The sequence below is a fragment of the Mesorhizobium sp. B3-1-7 genome (genome assembly GCF_006439385.1).
Classification (GTDB): domain Bacteria; phylum Pseudomonadota; class Alphaproteobacteria; order Rhizobiales; family Rhizobiaceae; genus Mesorhizobium.
Genome location: NZ_VFTL01000004.1, coordinates 215,786 through 233,889, shown reverse-complemented (window position 1 = coordinate 233,889; position 18,104 = coordinate 215,786). Strand labels below are relative to the sequence as shown.

The window sequence follows — 18,104 nt, the reverse complement described above, 5'->3', positions numbered from 1 at the left end:
TCGACGGCGGCGAGCCCGCATTGGTGTTGCCTTCGTCGAGCGAGACCACCGCGGCCGCATTGGCCGAGGCCGTCACCGATGGAACATCATCCGTGATATTGATCGTGATGGTCGACGTGGACGTATTGCCAAAGCCATCCGTTACCGTGAACGTGAACACGTCCTGCCCGGGCTGCACATTGGGGCCGTCGTTGCCCGCCGGCACATTCGCTTCCGGATTGGTCAGCGTATAGGTGTAGGTGCCGTCCGCGTTGACGTGCAGGATGCCGTAGGTGCCATCGATGTTCGCGCCGACATTGCCGGTCACATCGCTGCCCACATCGCCGGCCTGAACACCGGTCACGGTCGCCCCGTCGGGATCCGAGAAGGTCAGCGTACCGGTGGTGGTCTCCGAGCCGTCGCCGGCATGCGAGCCGTCCACCGTCCCGGGGCCGAGGTCGCCGACCGGCGTCGTCGTATCGATGCCCGCCTCGTTGACCGCCGCAACCTCCGCCACCACACGCGGCTGGCTGCCGGTCACCTCGATCGTCAGCGTCGCCGGCGAGGTATCGCCGTCGCCGTCGGTGATCGTGTAGTGGAACGCGTCTGTGCCAGTCGGCGTGTTCGGGTTGGCCTGATAGCTGTATTCGCCATTGGCGAAGACCGTCAGCACGCCATGCGTGCCCGTTACTGTCGTCACGCCGGCGTTCACTTGGGCGTTCGTCCAACTGATGGATGCGATACCGTCCGCTCCAGCCGTGTCTGCCGCGCCGAGGCCATGCGTGCTCGTTCCGGCCTCGACATTGCCGGTCACGGTCTCGCCGGACTGCGCCGCGTCCGTGTCGTCATGCGCCGTCGGCACGTCGTTGACGATGTCGATGGTAAGTGTGGTGTTGGCAGGGTCGCCGTCGGAATCGACCACCTTGACGGCGAAATCGTCATGCGTGCCGTTACCGGTGGTGCTGTCGAGCAGCGTGTAAGAATAGGTGTAGCCGGTCCCCGGCGTGCCGGTGATGGTCAGGTCGCCATACTGGCCGTGCACCAGGATGCCGCCGGCCGCGTTCGTCACCTCGATCTGGGTATTGTCCTTGTCGGTCACGTAGAGGTGGCCGATCGTGTCGCCGCCCGTGGTGATAGCCAGCGCGCCGGTCGTGGTCTCGCTGGTGTCGCTGTTGTTGTTGGCGTCGTTGTCGGCGATTTCGCCCGAACCCGCAGGCAGGCCGTCATGCGGCGGAAGGCCGGCCTCGCTCGCCGCGCTGTGGCCGTTTGCATCGGGATTCTGCGGCGTCACATCGATGGTGGGCGTCGAATCCGGCTTCAGATTGATCGTCACCGTCGCCACCGACGGGTCGCCGTCGCCATCAACGATCTGGTACTGGAACGTCACCGTGCCCTGTTCGCCGGCGGCCGGCGTGTAGGTGAAGGTGCCGTCATTGTTGTAGGTGACCGTGCCGGTGCCGCCGCTCAGCGAGTTCGCCACATAGCTGACCTTGGTCGGGTCGGCGATGTTGACGCCGTCCGCGCCGGGCACGTCGTTGGCGAACACGTCCACCGTCACCGGCGCGTTCTCGGTCGCCTGCGTGGCGACGTCGTCATGCGCCGTCGGCACGTCGTTGACGATGTCGATGGTAAGTGTGGTGTTGGCAGGGTCGCCGTCGGAATCGACCACCTTGACGGCGAAATCGTCATGCGTGCCGTTACCGGTGGTGCTGTCGAGCAGCATGTAAGAATAGGTGTAGCCGGTCGCCGGCGTGCCGGTGATGGTCAGGTCGCCATACTGGCCGTGCACCAGGATGCCGCCGGCCGCGTTCGTCACCTCGATCTGGGTGTTGTCCTTGTCGGTCACGTAGAGGTGGCCGATCGTGTCGCCGCCGGTGGTGATAGCCAGCGCGCCGGTCGTCGTCTCGCTGGTGTCGCTGTTGTTGTTGGCGTCGTTGTCGGCGATTTCGCCCGAACCCGCAGGCAGGCCATCATGCGGCGGAAGGCCGGCCTCGCTCGCCGCGCTGTGGCCGTTCGCATCGGGATTCTGCGGCGTCACATCGATGGTGGGCGTCGAATCCGGCTTCAGATTGATCGTCACCGTCGCCACCGACGGGTCGCCGTCGCCGTCGACGATCTGGTACTGGAACGTCACCGTGCCCTGCTCGCCGGCAGCCGGCGTGTAGGTGAAGGTGCCGTCATTGTGATAGGTGACCGTGCCGGAGCCCGTCAGCGAGTTCGCCACATAGCTGACCTTCGTAGGATCGGCGATGTTCACGCCGTCCGCGCCGGGCACATCGTTGGCGATGACATTCACCGTCACCGGGGCATTTTCGGTGCCTTGCGTGGCGACATCGTCATGCGCAACCGGCACGTCGTCGACGATCTGCACCGAAAGCGTGCCGGGGAGCGAGACGTCACCGTCACTGTCGGTGACTGTCACCGTAAAGTTGTCGAAGGTGGAATTGGTACCGGCACCGTCCGGATGCTGCGCGCTATGCTCCAGCGTGTAGGTGTAGCTCACTTGGCCGGTGGCGGCGTCGTAGCCGTTGATGGTCAGCTTGCCGAGCGGCGTGGTGATGTTGATCGGCGTCGACGCGCTGTTGGCAAGCTCGGCGCCTGAGATATTCGTGCCGTTGATGTTCACCGAGCCGATGCCGTCGGGCGAGTTGATGGCGAACGTGCCGCTGTTGATCTCGGACTGGTCGGTGTTGGGGGCGGGATCCTGCGCCTCGCCCGAGCCTTCCGATCCTGAGCTTGCCGGCAGCCCCTTCTCGTTGACGGTGGTGTCGCCGCCGCTGGTCGATGGCGTCAGGTCGAGGATCGTCGGCGTCGAGTCCGGCAGCAACCCCGGGAACAGCTCGCGATGTTCAGGCTGGCCGAACGCCAGGTCCGTCGGCGGCAGCAGCGACGTCAGGCCGAAGCCGTCGCCGATCCCGCCGGCGGGATGTTCGAAATTTCCGCCCGCGCTGCCCGGCGAGCCGTTGCCGCCAGCCGAGATCGAGCCGTCGGCGCCGAAGGCGACATCGACATGGCTTGCCTCGAGCGCGGCGATCAGGGCCACGCGCGGCACCTCGACGTCGCCGAGGATGAAGGTCGGCACATTCAGTGCGGCGTCCTTGATGACGATCTGGGATCCATCGGGCTGCGTGAGGACGAGATCATGTCCGTCGACTTTGATGTTGTCGATCGACACGCTGGCCGGAAGCTTTACGACGTTGCCGGCCTCGACGTGATATTCATGCGGGATATTCCCTGCCGCTGCATTTGCCGCCGTTGCGGGAGCGTTGGAAGCAGGGGCCTTGGCATCGGCTGCCGGCTGGTTCGCGGCTGGCGCATTGGCCGTGCCCTGCGCCGGCGCGCCGCTGCCGACATCGACCGGCACCGGCTCGCTTGCAGCCTGACCGGTGGTCGCCTGCGCGACCTGGACACCCGTCGAGATATGATTTTCACCAGCGCTCGTGTGCTCGTCCCAGGAATTTGAAACGGCGTCGAATTCGATATTGGTTGTCATAGCTAAAGCCCCTCCGGCATTTCCCGGAAAGAGACATGTCAGGCCTGGACTTTGCAACAGACATTCAATCTATTTCATATACTCGAATATGTAGAGAATCGCATTTTTTACACTTGGTAAATCGCGATGATATATCTGGATATGCATGATCTTAAGGAAGGCGGGATTGACCGCGCCGCGCGCCTCCGCCTTGGTAAATGAAAGTATAAATTTGAATAAAATTTGATGCAAAGCAGAATAGAGTGATTCGCGGAAATTTACCTACCTTCCTTTCCGATAATTTGAGACAAGATTGGTAGCGTCCACAGTCAAAGGTGGGCGTTATGAAAATACAAAAAGCAGCCCCGACGGGGATCAAGGTTCTCTTGCTGGCGATCGGCCTTGCCGGTTTGGCAAATCCATCGTCCGCCGGCGCGAATCCGGGCCCGGATCCGGTCCTGCAAAAGGTGCTTGCGCCGGCGAGCCTCGGCGGTGTTTCGCTGGCCCGGCCGCTGCCTTGGCGGCCGGCCACCGCTTACCGGATCGCGGAGGTTTCGGCAGGCTACGCGCCGGCAGCGGCTTACGCTGTTGAAGCGCGCTCGAGCGCCGAGGCCGATCCCGGCATCGACCCGATCCAGACCGCCGCGATCATCCCCGGCGTCTTCGGCTCCGTCGCTTTGTCGATGCGCAACTTCCCGGTGGCGGCGCGCTGGACTCCCGTCTACAGGGCCATCGTCGATTGCACCGCCGGCAGCGTCTGCGACCGCGAGAGCCCGGCTTTCGCCGAGATCATCAACATTGCCGCCGACAAGGGTTTTCGCGAGAAGCTCGCTTTCGTCAACAGCAGCATCAACCGCCTGATCGCCTATCGCAAGGACAGCGTCGTCTACGGCAAGCTCGACTATTGGGCGAAGCCTTCGGAAATCCTCAAACATCGCGCCGGCGATTGCGAGGATTTCGCCATACTCAAGATGGCGGCGCTGCTCAGGGCCGGGATCCCGGCGCAGAGCATGTCGCTCGTGGTGCTCCAGGATCGCCGCCGCAAGTTCTTCCACGCCGTCCTGTCGGTAAGCACAGGAAGCGGCGCCTTCATCCTCGACAGCCTCGGCAACGCCGTCTTGCGTGACAGCGAACTGCCCGATTATGTTCCGCTCTATTCCTTCAGCACGGATCGCGCCTGGATCCATGGGTCGAAGTCCGGCGCGCAGATCGCCGACATCACCGGCGGCTTCGCGACCGTCGCTCCGGGTGAAGGCTCGCCGGAACCATCGGCGGCTTCGAGCCTGAGGCAGTAGACTGTAGCGGTCGACGTTCCACCAGGACGCAGAACCGCTCGATCCCGCCAGGGAAGCCGCGACGCGCCTTTGTTCCTGGAATTTTCCTACCCGTTGTAGACGAAAGCCATCAGCAGTTCCGGATCGGTGACAGGCGCGCGCACGGCGCTGAGCTGGCCGCGATAGCGGCGCTCGCCCGCGCCGATCACGAAGCCGCTGGTGACCGGCGTTTCGCCATTGGCGTCGAGGCGGGCGAAGATGTCGGGAACGTTGAGGTCGAGCGCCAGCTTCAGGTCCTGGCGCCCATCCTCGCCCGGCGCGCTCGGCAACTGACGCCTGACCAGTTGCTGGAACGGCGTGTTGAAGGCCAGGATCTTCTTCGACGAAGACAGCGCGAAGGCGGGCGAGGGGCAGGCGATCAGGATTGCATTGATCGTGCGGATCGAAGCAAGCTTGCGCAATTCCATGCTTTCCTCAGCGAGGCCGCGCATGCAGGCGACGCGGATCGCCGAGGTGAGATTGCCCTGGTCGGGATGGTGTTCGGCGATCTCCTCGACCAGCATGCCGATCGTGCATTTTCGGCTTTCGGCCATCTGCTTCAGCGACACCCAGAAGGCGCGCTCCAGTCGGATGCCGCGACGCACGCCGCCGCGCGCCACGACGCGAAATTCCGGGCCGAAATCCTCGGCCGCGAGCGCCGGCAGCAGCCGTTCGCGCGAGGTGTCCGGATGGATGGCGCTATCGCTCACTCATTGCCTCCTGACGCGCCTTGTTGATGGGCTTCAAAAGATAGTTGAGGATCGTCTTGCGTCCGGTCTTGATGTCGACCGAGCAGATCATACCGGGGATGATCGAATAGGTCTTGCCGTTCCTTGTCAGCGTCGACTTCTCGGTGGCGACCCGCACCTGGTAGTAGGGCTCGCCCGTCTTCTGGTCGACGAGGCTGTCGGCGGTGATGTTGGAGACCTTGCCCTCGATGCCGCCGAAGATCGAGAAATCATAGGCCGTGACCTTGATCAGCGCCTCCTGGTTCGGCTGGATGAAGGCGACGTCGCGCGGCGAAACCCTGGCCTCGACCAGCAGCGTTTCGGATGTCGGCACGATGCCGGCCACGACCGCGCCTGGCTGCACGAAGGCGCCGAGCGTGTTGACGTCGAGCGTGTTGACGATGCCGTCGACCGGTGAGCGGATGTCGGTGCGCGCCACCTTGTCGGTGGCGCCGCGGATGGTTTCGTCGACCACGGAAAGATCGGCGAGCGCCTGCGTCAGGTCGCTCAACGCCTCCTGCTGCAATTGCAGGCCCAATTCGTTCACCTGAAGCTGCGCCTCGGTGATAGCCCCCTGGCTCTTCTTGATGGTCTCGCCCGCAAGGGTCAGCTGTCCGCGAAGGTCGGTCTGTTCCCGCTCGACGCGGATCTGTTCGGTCTTGGCCATCAGGCCTTTCTTGACCATGGGTTCGACCAGCGCCGCTTCCTGGTCGGTGACGGCAAGGCTCTTGGACAGGCGGTCGGCATTGGCGGTGGCCTCGTCCAGCTCCTTCTCGCGCTGGTCGAGGCGCGATTTGAGAACCGACAGCTTGACCTCGAAATTGTCGCGGCGCGCGACAAGCAGCTTCTGCTCGTTGTCGCAGATCTCCGGCGCGACTTTCTGGATTTCCACAGGGCAGGGAAACGACCCTTCGGCACTGCCGCTCTGCTCGAACTGCAGCCTGGCGATGCGCGCCTGCAGCGCTCGCGCCTTGGCCTTCTCTTCGCCAAGGCTCGAAGTGTTGCCCGAATTGTCGAGACGGATGATGAGGTCGTTCTTCTTGACGGTCTGGCCGATCTGGACGGCGATCTCCTGCACGACGCCCGGTTCGCTGGCCTGAATGATCTGCGTCTTCGAAGCGGGTATCACCTTGCCGTCGCCGCGTGCGATCTCATCCACCTCGGCGAACGACGCCCAGGCCGTGAAACACACGAACAGCGCTCCGACGATGTAGACGGACGCCGAGGCGAATAGGGGTGGCCGGTCTTCCCTTGCTAGCATGTCCATGCGTTCCGGTCAGGCATTTGCCTTCTGCAATGCCTGGATGACTTGTTCCTTCGGCCCGTCGGCGACGACGCGGCCCTGGTCGATGACGATGAGGCGGTCGGCAAGTTCCAGCATGCTGTAGCGATGGGTCGACACGATCAGCGTCGTGCTGCGGTCGAACGCCACCTTGAGCTGCTTGATCAACTGCCGTTCGGAAGCGAGGTCCATCGAACCCGATGGCTCGTCGAGGAAGACGATCTTCGGCTTGGTCAAAAGCAGTCGCGCGATTGCCACCGCCTGCCTTTGTCCGCCCGAGAGACTGGTGCCCCGCTCGCCGACATTCATGTCGTAGCCGCGCGGATGCCGCGAGACGAAGTCGTCGACGCCGGCGGCCTTCGCCGCATCGATGATCTCCTCGTCGGTGGCTTCCGGCGCCGCCATCAAGAGGTTCTCCTTGATGGTTCCCGAAAACAGGTCGCCGGCCTGAGCGACGATGCCGACCGCGGCGCGGACCTCCGAGGGGTGGTATTGGCGGATGTCGATGCCGTCGAGCAGCAATTCCCCCGACGTCGGCAGGAAAAGCCGGCCGATCAGCCGGCCCATCGTGGTCTTGCCGGAACCGATGCGGCCGATGATGCCGACCCGCTCGCCGGGCCTGACCGCGATGTTGAGCCCGCTCAGAACCTCGTTTTCCGTGCCCGGATAGGCAAAGCCGACATTCTTGAAGACCAGCGCCCCGCTGCGGATCGGCCGATTGACGAAACCGACCGTATCGGGGCGGTCCTCTGGCTGCGACATGATCGTGTTGATGATCCTGAGCGACAGCATGGCCTGGCGGAACCGGGCAAGCGTGATGGCGATCTGGCCAAGCGGCGCCACGGCGCGGCCGGCCAGCATGACGGTGCCGATGATGGCGCCTGTCGAGACATGGCCTTCCGAGAACGCATAGGCGCCGCCAACCACCAGGGCGACCGTCACGAATTGCTGAATGGCGCCGGTGATGTTGCCCGCCGCCGCCGAGAGCTCCTTGATCTTCTCCGACGTGTTGGCCGCGTTCTTCGAGTGCTCGCCCCATTTGCGCAGCAGATAGGCTTCGGCGCGCAGCGACTTGATCGTTTCCAGCGTCGAAATGGATTCGACCAGCAGCGCCTGGCGTTGCGAGGCCTCGTTCATCGAGGCCGCGACCCGCTTGCCGATTCGCCGCTGCGTGATCAGCCCGACGATGACGGAGATGACGAAGGCCAACGCCGGTATGATCACCAGCCAGCCGCCGATGGCGTAAATGACAGCCAAGAAGACGAAGACGAAGATCGTATCGATGAAGACGCTGACCGTGTTCGAGGTGAAGAACTCGCGCACGAATTCGTATTGGGTGACGCGGTTTGCATATTCGCCCGTCGACCCGGGCCGCGCCGAAAGCGAGGAATTCAGCACTTTCTCGAACAGCAGATAGGAGATACGCAGGTCCGCCTTGCGGCCGGCATAGTCGATCAGCGACGCCCTGGCCGTTTTCAGAAGCAGGTCGAATAGGATCGCCGCGCCGATGCCGAGCGCCAGCACCCACAGCGTCGAGATCGCCTTGTTGGGCAGGATCCGGTCGTAGACGTTCATGGTGAAGATCGGCGAGGCGATCGCCAGCAGGTTGATGAACACCGCTGACAGCACCACTTTTGAATAGGTGCGCCAGAACGACCCCATGGTGCCGGTCAGCCAGTGGCGCCTTTCGATCCGGGCCGCGGTGCCGACCGTCATCTCCTCGGCCTGGTTGGCATAGGTGATCGAGAAGGATGTGCCGCCGCTGATGTAGCTTTCGGCGAGTTCCGACCTGGCGATCGTGGTGCGGCCGTTTTCCTGCGGCGCCGTCAGATATTGCCCGCCCTCCATTTCCGCCAGGAGGGCGACCGGCAATTGGCTGACGCGGAAGATGATGGCCGGAAGATCGAAGCGGCCACGCAGGAAATCGTGATGGCTGAAATCCTGGACCTCCAGGCCGATGCGCTCGGCCAAGTGGCGGATTTCGTCGGGCTCGATGCGCGTCTCCGAAATCGGCACGCCGGCGAACAGCACGGTTTCCGCGCTCGGCCTGCCGAGATAGGCAGCGACAGCGCAGAAGCAGGCTTTGAAAGCCTCCTTGGGCGACAGGATATTGGGTTGCTGGTTCACGATCCGCCCCGAAGGACCGAAGATCGACGCTACATCGGCTACTTTTTCCTGACCGGCGCGAGGATGTCGAACGGCAGATCGTTCTTCTGCTCCGACGGCGTCCGCGCATAGGTCTCGGTATCGGCCGTAGCCGGCACACCGAATTCCTCACGGGCGTAGGCCGCGGCCTGCTTGGCCGGCTGGATGTTGAGTGTCTTCAGCAATTCGCCGGTCGCGGCCAGCAGCCGGTACTGGGCAAACAGCGACGCGTAGGACGACGTGTCGGCCAGTGTCGCGGTGTTGAAGCGCGTGTTCTGTGCATCGAGCACATCGAGCAGCGAGCGCTGCCCGACCTTGAACTGCTCGCGATAGGAGGCGACCAGCTTTTCATTGGTGGCTGCCTGCTGCCGCAGCGTCTTTGCCAGTTCCGCCTGCCGGAAGCGGCGGTCCCACGAGGTGCGCACGGCTTCCTCGATCTCGCGCAGCACTTGGTGCATCGCAAGCCGCTGCTCGCTGGTGCGGCGGATCTGTTCCTGTTCGTTGGCCTTGTCGATGCCGCCGCGATAGAGGTTCCAGCGCAGCACCACCCGGGCCTGCAGGTCGCTCGCGTCGCCATTGTCGCCGTCGATGTCATAGCCGCCCCGGGCGACGCCTTCGGCGGTGATCGTCGGGCCGTATTTCGCCCGCGCCGCGTCGACCAGCGAAGCGGCGGCATCGATGTCGCTGTTGGCCATATGGACGCGCGGATTGTTCTGCCTGGCGAGCCCGATCGCATCGTCCAGCGACCGCGGCAGGGCGGCTGCGACATCGGCCGGCCGCGACGCGTTGGTCAGCGGCTTGCCGACATTCTTGAAGAAGCGGATCTTGGCTGCCTCGAGTTCTTCGGTCGCTTCCTGCATCCGCGCCTTGGCGGCATAAAGGCGTTCCTCGGCCTGCTGCCGGTCGGCGTCGTTGAGCGCGCCGCCCGCGATGCCTTGCTTGATGTCGCCGAGGATGGACTGATGGAAGCCAAGGTTCTTCTTGGCTTCGGCCACGATCGAAGCCTGCAGCATGTATTCCAGATAGTCCTGGACGACTGCGAGTCCGATGAACTCGGACCGTTCCAGAACCCTGAAGGAAGCGCCGTCGACCCGCGAGGCCTGGCGGTTCAGTTCGGCCCGCCTTGCGCCACTGTCATAAAGCGTCTGCGAGACCGTGAGATCGGCCTCGTTCGGATAAAGCGCTTCATGATCCTGGTCGAGCGCTCGCCGTGTATCGTTGTCCAGGCGGCGAACGCCGGTCGATGCTTCCAGATCGACGCTGGGAAGATAAAGGCCTTTGGCCTGTCGCAGCTCGAATTCGATCGCTTCGCGGTTTTCGATCGCCTGTCCAATCTCCGGATTGGATTCCACAGCGACGGCAACGGCTTCTTTGAGTGTGAGTGCGCTGGCGCTACCACAAGCCAGCATCGACACCGTGACAGCAAGCGCAACGCGCCAGCTGACGGTAATTTTACCCGTCCTGGTCATTTCTACCCCGCGACTATCCCCGCGCCATTGTTTTTTTATTGGCGCTTATTTGCCCAAGCCTGCCACCGGAGCTTTCGGCCAGTATCTATCAGATTTTTCGAGGTTGTGAGCATATAATGGATTAGACACCCCTTAAAAGTACGATTTCGGACATTAGGGCCAAAACCTGTAGCAAAAATGGCACAGAAACCGGGGGCGGCCGTCGGACTTTTCCCGTTCAAAGCGCGCTGCAATGGTTAATGGCCGGAAAGAAACGGCGAATCGTGCGGCGGCCATGCACAAGCTCCCCCAAAATCTGCTGCGGCCTTGCAAAGCATGCGCAAGAAATCGCCATTTCAGCCTGGTTTGATTGGCAAAAGCGGATCGTTCCCTGTATTGCCGGCCGAAGCAAAAAAGCCGTGGATTTTCTTGCATGACCAATGTCGCCTTGACCGGGCTTGCCCGCGATCTTGCCCGGCGCGCCGCCGAGGGCAGGCCGGTGCGCATCGGCGTCATCGGGTCCGGCGAGATGGGTACCGATCTGGTGACGCAGGGCATGCTGATGCCGGGCATTTCGATCGCGGCCATTTCCACGCGGCGCCCGCACACCGCCCGCGAGGCGATCCGCATCGCTTATGGCGACGAGGCGATGGCGGCCGAGACCGAGACCGGCTCCGGGGTCACCCGGGCGATCGAGAGCGGCAGGATCGCAATCACCTCGAATGAGATGCTGGTCACCAACCCGCTGATCGACGTCGTCATCGACGCCACCGGCAAACCCGGCGTTGCTGCCGATTTCGACCTGATGGCCATGCAGCATGGCAAGCATCTGGTGATGATGAATGTCGAGGCCGACGTGACCATCGGCTGCTACCTGAAGCATCAGGCCGACCGGTTGGGTGTCGTCTATTCGGTCGGCGCGGGCGACGAGCCGTCGAGCTGCATGGAACTGATCGAGTTCGCCTCGGCGCTTGGGCTAGGCATCGTCGCGGCCGGCAAGGGCAAGAACAATCCGCTCAACCATGACGCCGTTCCGGACGATTGTCGGGAAGAGGCGGCGCGGCGCAACATGAACCCGCGCATGCTGGTCGAGTTCGTCGATGGCTCGAAAACCATGGTCGAGATGTGCGCCATCGCCAATGCCACCGGCCTGGTCCCGGATGTCCCCGGCATGCACGGCCCCAAGGCCGATCGCGATCAACTGGCCAAGGTTTTGATCCCACGGGAGGACGGCGGCCTCCTGTCGAGGAAGGGCGTCGTCGACTATACGATCGGCAAGGGCGTGGCGCCCGGCGTCTTCGTCATCGTCGAGGCGATGCATCCGCGCATTGTCGAGCGCTTGGACGATCTCCATGTCGGCCACGGCCCCTATTACGGCTTGTTCCGGCCCTTTCACCTGACTTCGCTGGAGGTGCCGCTTACCGCCGCCCGCATCATGCTCCACGGCAAGCCCGACATGGTGCCTCTGCCGAGGCCGGTGGCGGAAGTCTGCGCGGTCGCCAAGCGCGACCTCGCCGCGGGCGAGACCTTCGATGCCATCGGCGAGACCTGCTACCGCTCCTGGACCATGACGATTGCCGATGCGCGCGCCAGTCGTGCCGTGCCGGTCGGTCTGCTCGAAGGCGGCAAGGTGCTGAAGTCTGTCAGGAAGGGTGCGTTGTTGACCGAGGACAATGCTGCGCCGGACCGGACGACGAGGCTCTACGCCCTGCGCCGGCTGCAGGATGACATGCTCTACGGAGCGAAGGTTGCTTCACCAGCCCTGTCGGGCTGAGCCGCTGCTATTTGCGCAGTTCCGCCTCGATGTCGTCAAGCGCCTTGTCCTTGCCGATGCCGGTGAGGAAGGGGAGCCCTTTGATCACCGGCTTGGTCACGGATGCCGAGATGGGCGTGGTGGCGACGATAAAGTCGACGCTATCGGCCAGTCCGGGCACTTCCGTGGCCTTGGCCTGCTGCGCGTGAAAGCTGAGGCCGCGCTTCTTCATCGCCTCGGTCACCGCGGCATTGACCGCCGTCGAGGTCGCGACGCCCGTGCCGCAGGCAAAAAGAATGGTTTTCTGTCTGGACATGTTCTTTCCTCTTGTCAGCTGAGAATGGCGCGGACGTCATCGAAGGTCCTGGCCGTCCTCAAGCCATCCAGCGCCGCTGGATTCTGGATGGTGGCCATGACGGTCTGCAGCGTGTCAATCTGCTTGTCCTTGTCATTGATGGCAAGCAGGAACACGAAGCCCACCGGCAGCTTCTCGTCGGGATCTTCCATATTGGCGAAGGTGACGGGTCGCTTGAGCGTGCCCATCGCCACCCCCGGCTTCAGCACATGTTCGGGGTCGGTGTGCGGAACCGCGACATTGTCGGCGCGCTCCAGCGGCAGGCCTGTCGGGATCGTCATCTCGCGCCGCACGACGGCGTCGGCGTAGCTGCTCTTGACGTAGCCCAGCGCCTCCAGCCTGGAGGCCAGGATGCGGATGATCTCCTCATTGGTCGAGGCGTCGGAACCGAGGACGACCGCCTCTGGGTCCAGGAGCTGGATCAGGCCATTTGACAAGGGCTACTCCATTTGATGCGAACCGTGCGCCCCGCCGTATAGGCTTCGGGGCGCACGATCGTTTCAGTTTCAGGCTAGAGCATGATCCCGAAAAGTGGAACCGGTTTTCGGAGAAAGATCATGCTCCAACAAAGAGTTGGACGTGACGGCGATTCAACGAAACGCCATCACGACCTAAACCGGCTCAGGCAGTGCCTTCGGCCGGCTCGTCCTCGGCGCCGGCGGCGCGTTCCCAGCCGAGCGGGTTGCGGCGGTAGAACAGGAACAGCGCCGCGATGACCACCGCGATGATGACGATACCGATGATACCGAGCCCCTGGATCGCTTCGATGATCACATAAGGAACCCAGAGGAACCCGTCGACCACGGAGGTGATCTGCAGCGCATCCGCCGGCAGCTTGAAGCCCGACGCGACGGCAGCACTTGTGAACAGCGGCGCCAGCGCGTTGGCGACGTAGAAGCCGACGGCCAGCGTCACGGTGCCGATGACGACCATGCGAAAGACGTTGCCCCTGACCAGTGGCGCGGTCATCGCGACGATGAACGGAATGACGGCGAGGTCGGCGAACAGGATGACGCGGTTGCCGGGCAGGATGATCGACAGGATGATTGCGATCGGCACCAGGATCAGCGACGACGAGATCGCCGCCGGATGGCCGATCAGAATGGCGGAGTCGAGCCCGACCAGCAACTCGCGGTCGCCGGTGCGCTTGCGCACGAATTCCTGCGCGGCGTCCGAAACCGGGAGCAGGCCTTCCATCAGGATCTTTACCATGCGCGGCAGAAGCAGCATCACCGCCGCCAGGGTCATGCCGGTGCCGAGCACCTTGGCCAGCACGGTGCCGAGATCGCCGGCGTTGTAGAAGGCGATCAGGCCGAGCACCAGGCCGATGATGAGCCCGAGTATCACCGGCTCGCCGAAGACGCCGAAGCGGCGCTCGATGGTCTCGGTGCTGATGTTGATGCGGTTGATCCCGGGGATACGGTCCATGATCCAGTTGAGGACGATGGCGATCGGCAGGATCTGCGCCGAGGCGAGATGCGGCACGGAAATGCCGGGCACGCCGTAGAACTGCTGCACCGCGCGCGCCGACCAGTCGGCGAAGAGCAGCGCAAGCGCCGCGACAAGCGCCGCAATGATGATGCCGTATGCCAGATTGTTGGTGGCGGCGACGACCAGCGAGCCGACGAAGGCGAAATGCCAGAAATTCCAGACGTCGACATTGAGCGTGCGTGTCATGCGCGTGAGCAGAAGCACGATGTTGACCAGGATGCCGACCGGAATGACCCAGAGGCCGACCGACGAACCGAAAGCGATCGCGGCGGCGGACGGCCAGCCGACATCGATGATGTCTCGATGGATGCCGGTGTTGGTGACAATGGCCTTGGCGACGTCGCCGATCGAGGTGAACATCAGGCCGAGCACGAGATTGATGCCGATGAACGCGACGCCGATCGTGATGGCGGCGCGGAAGGCCTTGCTGACCTTGGCTCCAAGGACCACGGCGATGATGAAAATGACGATCGGCAAGAGCACTGTCGCGCCGAGCGTGTCGATGGCTCCCTTTAAGCCTGCGAGTATGGTGTCCATTCTACCTCCCCAGGGGCATCGGCTTCGGCTCGAAGCATGAATGACGCCCGCAACTCAATGACGCCTCGGCCCTCCCGGCCGAGGCACTCCCCACTCGCCGACGAGGCCGGCATGTTCAGTCGAGCGAATGAACATTTGCTTCTGTCAGCGAACGAAAGTTTTATCTGGGTGGCCTATGCCAAAGTCAATCGGCAATCCTTGGGCCAAAGGGAAACCCACCGATTGTTTGGGGAACCGGTTAGCCGGTATAGCAATCGTCGATCCGGCCTGGCCGGCTTGGCGCATGCCAGGCTGGGCTGTTTCCCGGATCGGGTTAGGGTGCTACTTGCCCAGCTCTATCGACCTGAGCCGCGCCGCTTCCACGGCTTCGGTGACGAGCTTCGTCAGCCGGTCGCCGCCCATCAGCACGGCAAGCGCGGCGGCGGTCGTGCCGTTGGGGCTGGTCACCTGCTGGCGCAGCACGCCCGGCTCCTCGTCTGCTTCGGCGGCAAGCGAGGCGGCGCCGAAGACGGTCTGCATGGCAAGCAGCTTGGCGGTCGCGGCGGGCAGGCCGGCCTTCTCGGCCGCAACCGTCAGCGCCTCGATGAAGTGGAAGATATAGGCCGGGCCGGAGCCGGAGACGGCGGTCACGGCGTCCATGAGGCCTTCGTCGTCGATCGTCGTCACGACGCCGCTCGCCGAAAGCAGTTCGGCAACGAAACGGCGGACGTCGTCCGAGACCAGCGGGTTGGAAAACACCACCATCATGCCCTTGCCGATCGCCGCCGGGGTGTTCGGCATGCAGCGGATCACCGGCGCGAGCTCGCCCAGAATTTCCTCGAAGGTGGCGACCGGCGTGCCGGCGGCGATGGAGAGAAAGCTGGTCCTGCCGTCGCCGAAGCGCTTGTAGCGCGCCGTCACCTCGCGGATCACCTGCGGCTTTACAGCGATGACGACAAGATCGGGCACGGCGTCGGCCGGGATAGCTGCAGCGTCGGCCGCGGCGTGGCAGCCGAGATGTTCGGCGCGCCGGCGCAGTTCCGCGTTGGGCTCGACCACGAACACCGCTCGCGGCTCGAGCTTGGCGGATTTCAGCCAGCCCGAGAGCATGGCGTAACCCATATTGCCGCAACCGGCGAGAACCAGCCTGATCGTCATGAAAACCTCCGTAAGAAGGCTCTCCTTAGACGGTTGCGGCGCAACGGAAAAGGGCAGTCGGCAGGAGATCGATCGGCCAGGTCGAGGCAATTCCAGGAAAGTGTCCAGCGGCTTTCCGTCCGGAATTGCATAACCAATTAGTTCGAAGAGCGAACCGGGATCGGTCGCAGCGAGACTTGTCTCAGGCCAAGCACGCCCAGCACGAAGAACAGCCAGACGGGATCGCCGCGGTGGAAGAAGAAGCTCTCCAGGAAACCGTTCAGCGCCGTGAACAGCACCACCATCATGAAGAAATCGCCGAGGAAGATGTTTTCCTTGCGCGCCGGGATGCGCATGTAATCGCGCAAGGGGGCGATCAGGAAGGTGTAGACGGCGACGCAGAGCGCCGGGATGCCCATCAGCACGGCGATGTCGAGATAGCCGTCGTGACCGTGAACGATGGTGCGGATATCCCAGGGCCGGTCGAAGGGCTGGTCCTGGTTGAGCAGCAGCGGCGTGCCCCAGAAGCTTTCATAGCCGTAGCCGGTCCATGGCTTCTTCGCCAGCATCTCGCCGGCGAACTCCCAAAGCGTCGTGCGTCCCGTATAGGTCAGGTTCGGGAAATAGATCGCCGCCAGATGCTTCACCGATGGGATGAAGACGATGCCGAGCGTGCCGACGGCCGTGGCCACGATCGCCAGCGCGAACAGGATCGGCGTGCCCAGCCGCATGCCGATGAGGCTGGGCAGCACGACGATCATGATCGAGAACGGGATCAGCCCGGCGGTCGTCTTGGAGCCGGTGTGGAGCATGAAGATCATCGCCGCGCAGAAGATGCCGGCGCCCCACCAGCGCTGGCCGCGTCGGAATAGATAGAGCCCGGCGAAGCTGAAACAGGCCATCACCGGACCGGCGATGTTCTTGTGCGTGAAGACGCCGCGCCACAGGCCGGCATGCTCGGGCTCCTGCGAGTCGGCGGTATGCAGCGCCTCATGCGGGAAGACGATCAGTCCGATATAGGAAAGGCCGATCACCACGACGGCGGTGAAGATCACCACCCTGGCGAAGGAGTCGGCGTCGCGCGGCAGCACCAGGATCGTCGCCATGGTGATGATGCCGATCATGGTGAAGGAGGCGGCGCGCATCGCCGCGGGCGGATCGGTGGCGAGCACCACCGACAGGAAGAAGAAGCCCAGCATCAGCGCCCAGGACGGGCTCACCAGCGAGCGCACCACACGCGGATCGGCGAAGGCGAGCAGCGAGAAGATGGAGACCGCGCCGAGCGAGCCGAAGCCGAGCTGGTTGACGATGTCGCCGCCGTCGCCGGTCAGCTCCGCGCCTGCCGGCTGGAAGGGCCGGAACGAGACGATGATGACGGTGAACAACAGCGCGGCGATAGCCGTCGCCAGACCTTCCCTGGTGAAGGCGGCGCTGAGCGGGGCGCGCTCAATTCTTCTCAGGCTGTCGGTATTGCTCATTGGCATATCCGAATTCGGCAAGCACCCGGCCGAGTGCGACATAGACCGGGTAGAGGCCGCTCGTCAGCGAGCCGGTGCGCGCCAGCCGGACGGCGCCGCGCAACGGCGAGGCCGCAAGCAGCGCCAGGCTCTTCAGGAAAACCTTGAGGCCGGCAAGCGGCGTGCCGGCCCGCTTCTTCTTTTCGACCAGCGTAGAGATCACGCCATTGCGCAGGCTGCGGGCGCGGATCCAGTCGGCCTCGACGCGCCGGGCCGGAACGGTCTCGTTGACCTTTGCCTCGGCGCACCAGCCGAGCAAGAAGCCTTTCTGCTCGGAGCGACTGAGGAAGTCGGAGTCGCCGCCGCCCATGAAATTGAACCGCAGATCGAGGAAGGGCGGTCCCATCGCCTGAAGCACGTTGCGCCTCACCAGCAGGTTGCCGGACGAATAGAGCGCCGGCACGCGGCCCGTTTCACGATAGGGTGGTGCAAAGACCGGATGTCCGGCCCATCTGGCGTGGCTCGGATCGGCAAAAACCGGCACTTGCGGGCCGCCGACGATGTCGGCGCCGAGGCTCTCGGCGGCGTTGCACATGCGCTCCAGCCAGTCTGGCTCGGCGATCTCGTCATCGTCGATGACCAAAAGGTGCTTGAAATTGGGAAACTGCAGGATCGCCGTCTGCCAGCCGGCATTGTAGGCGCTGCAATTGCCACGCTCATGCGCGATGATCACGATGCCTGGCATCTCGCCACTTTCGAACAGCGGCAACACCGCCTTGGCGCCCTCGCGCGCCTCGGCCTCGTTTTCCATGACGATGACGGCAAAGCGCCTGCCGGTCCGCTGCGCCTTGATCGAAGCCAAGGTTTCCAGCACCTGCTTCGGCCGCTTGAAGGTCGGCAGCGTCACGACCGCCTCGACGGTCTCGGCGGCGAGCCCCGGTGACCGTCCCGCGATCGATACAGAAGCGTCGGACGGCAAAGGGATCATCCGTTTCCAGCAGCGTGGGTTCCGGGCCCTCGATAGCATC

The 18,104-nt window shown here is 63.7% G+C and carries 13 protein-coding genes; 2 read left to right on the top strand and 11 right to left on the bottom strand.

All coding sequences use genetic code 11. The features are described 5' to 3' along the window. The coding region (locus tag FJ417_RS05325) for a tandem-95 repeat protein (RefSeq protein ID WP_140782741.1) at positions 1–3,472 on the bottom strand (3,472 nt) is incomplete at its 3' end. 323 nt (positions 3,473–3,795) lie between these two features. Between FJ417_RS05325 and FJ417_RS05320 the strand changes: the two genes are divergently transcribed. Continuing rightward, positions 3,796–4,746 (top strand): transglutaminase-like cysteine peptidase, encoded by a 951-nt coding sequence (locus FJ417_RS05320; RefSeq protein ID WP_140782740.1) that lies wholly within the window; start codon positions 3,796–3,798, stop codon positions 4,744–4,746. A gap of 86 nt (positions 4,747–4,832) precedes the next feature. Here the strand turns inward: FJ417_RS05320 and FJ417_RS05315 are convergent, their stop codons facing one another. Genes FJ417_RS05315 through FJ417_RS05300 form a run of 4 tightly spaced genes read right to left on the bottom strand, consistent with a single transcriptional unit; the run spans position 4,833 to position 10,388 of the window. Next, complete coding sequence (locus FJ417_RS05315; RefSeq protein WP_140655301.1) at positions 4,833–5,474, bottom strand: ribbon-helix-helix domain-containing protein; 642 nt, start codon at positions 5,472–5,474, stop codon at positions 4,833–4,835. Beyond that, complete coding sequence (locus tag FJ417_RS05310) at positions 5,464–6,753, bottom strand: HlyD family type I secretion periplasmic adaptor subunit (RefSeq protein WP_140782739.1); 1,290 nt, start codon at positions 6,751–6,753, stop codon at positions 5,464–5,466. The genes FJ417_RS05315 and FJ417_RS05310 overlap by 11 nt, the downstream gene beginning before the upstream one ends. 15 nt (positions 6,754–6,768) lie before the next feature. Beyond that, positions 6,769–8,901 carry a type I secretion system permease/ATPase gene (locus FJ417_RS05305; protein ID WP_140710020.1) on the bottom strand — a complete coding sequence of 711 codons (2,133 nt, stop codon included), beginning with the start codon at positions 8,899–8,901 and terminating at the stop codon, positions 6,769–6,771. A 38-nt stretch (positions 8,902–8,939) separates the two neighbouring features. Continuing rightward, positions 8,940–10,388, bottom strand: a complete 1,449-nt coding sequence (locus tag FJ417_RS05300; RefSeq protein WP_140782738.1) for a TolC family protein — start codon at positions 10,386–10,388, stop codon at positions 8,940–8,942. Positions 10,389–10,800: 412 nt separating this feature from the next. On the opposite strand from FJ417_RS05300, the gene FJ417_RS05295 reads away from it, so the two are divergent. Further along, entirely contained in the window at positions 10,801–12,141 is a 1,341-nt protein-coding gene (locus FJ417_RS05295; protein ID WP_140782737.1) for an NAD(P)H-dependent oxidoreductase, read from the top strand. Positions 12,142–12,148: 7 nt separating this feature from the next. On the opposite strand, the gene FJ417_RS05290 is transcribed toward FJ417_RS05295, so the two are convergent. The 6 genes from FJ417_RS05290 to FJ417_RS05265 all read right to left on the bottom strand — a co-directional run bounded on the left by FJ417_RS05290 (position 12,149) and on the right by FJ417_RS05265 (position 18,064). Then, positions 12,149–12,436, bottom strand: a complete 288-nt coding sequence (locus FJ417_RS05290; RefSeq protein WP_140655311.1) for a PTS sugar transporter subunit IIB — start codon at positions 12,434–12,436, stop codon at positions 12,149–12,151. A 14-nt stretch (positions 12,437–12,450) separates the two neighbouring features. Next, a complete protein-coding gene (locus FJ417_RS05285) occupies positions 12,451–12,912 on the bottom strand; it encodes a PTS sugar transporter subunit IIA (RefSeq protein ID WP_140647720.1) in 462 nt (153 codons plus the stop codon). 184 nt (positions 12,913–13,096) lie between these two features. Then, positions 13,097–14,503 (bottom strand): PTS transporter subunit IIC, encoded by a 1,407-nt coding sequence (locus tag FJ417_RS05280; protein WP_140782736.1) that lies wholly within the window; start codon positions 14,501–14,503, stop codon positions 13,097–13,099. A gap of 321 nt (positions 14,504–14,824) precedes the next feature. Beyond that, on the bottom strand, positions 14,825–15,640 hold the full coding sequence (gene proC / locus FJ417_RS05275; RefSeq protein WP_140782735.1) for a pyrroline-5-carboxylate reductase: 816 nt from the start codon (positions 15,638–15,640) through the stop codon (positions 14,825–14,827). Between the two features lie 137 nt (positions 15,641–15,777). Then, a complete protein-coding gene (locus FJ417_RS05270) occupies positions 15,778–17,097 on the bottom strand; it encodes an O-antigen ligase (protein WP_140782734.1) in 1,320 nt (439 codons plus the stop codon). Then, complete coding sequence (locus FJ417_RS05265; protein ID WP_140782733.1) at positions 17,066–18,064, bottom strand: glycosyltransferase; 999 nt, start codon at positions 18,062–18,064, stop codon at positions 17,066–17,068. Before FJ417_RS05265 ends, FJ417_RS05270 begins: the two co-directional genes overlap by 32 nt. Positions 18,065–18,104 lie beyond the last annotated feature (40 nt).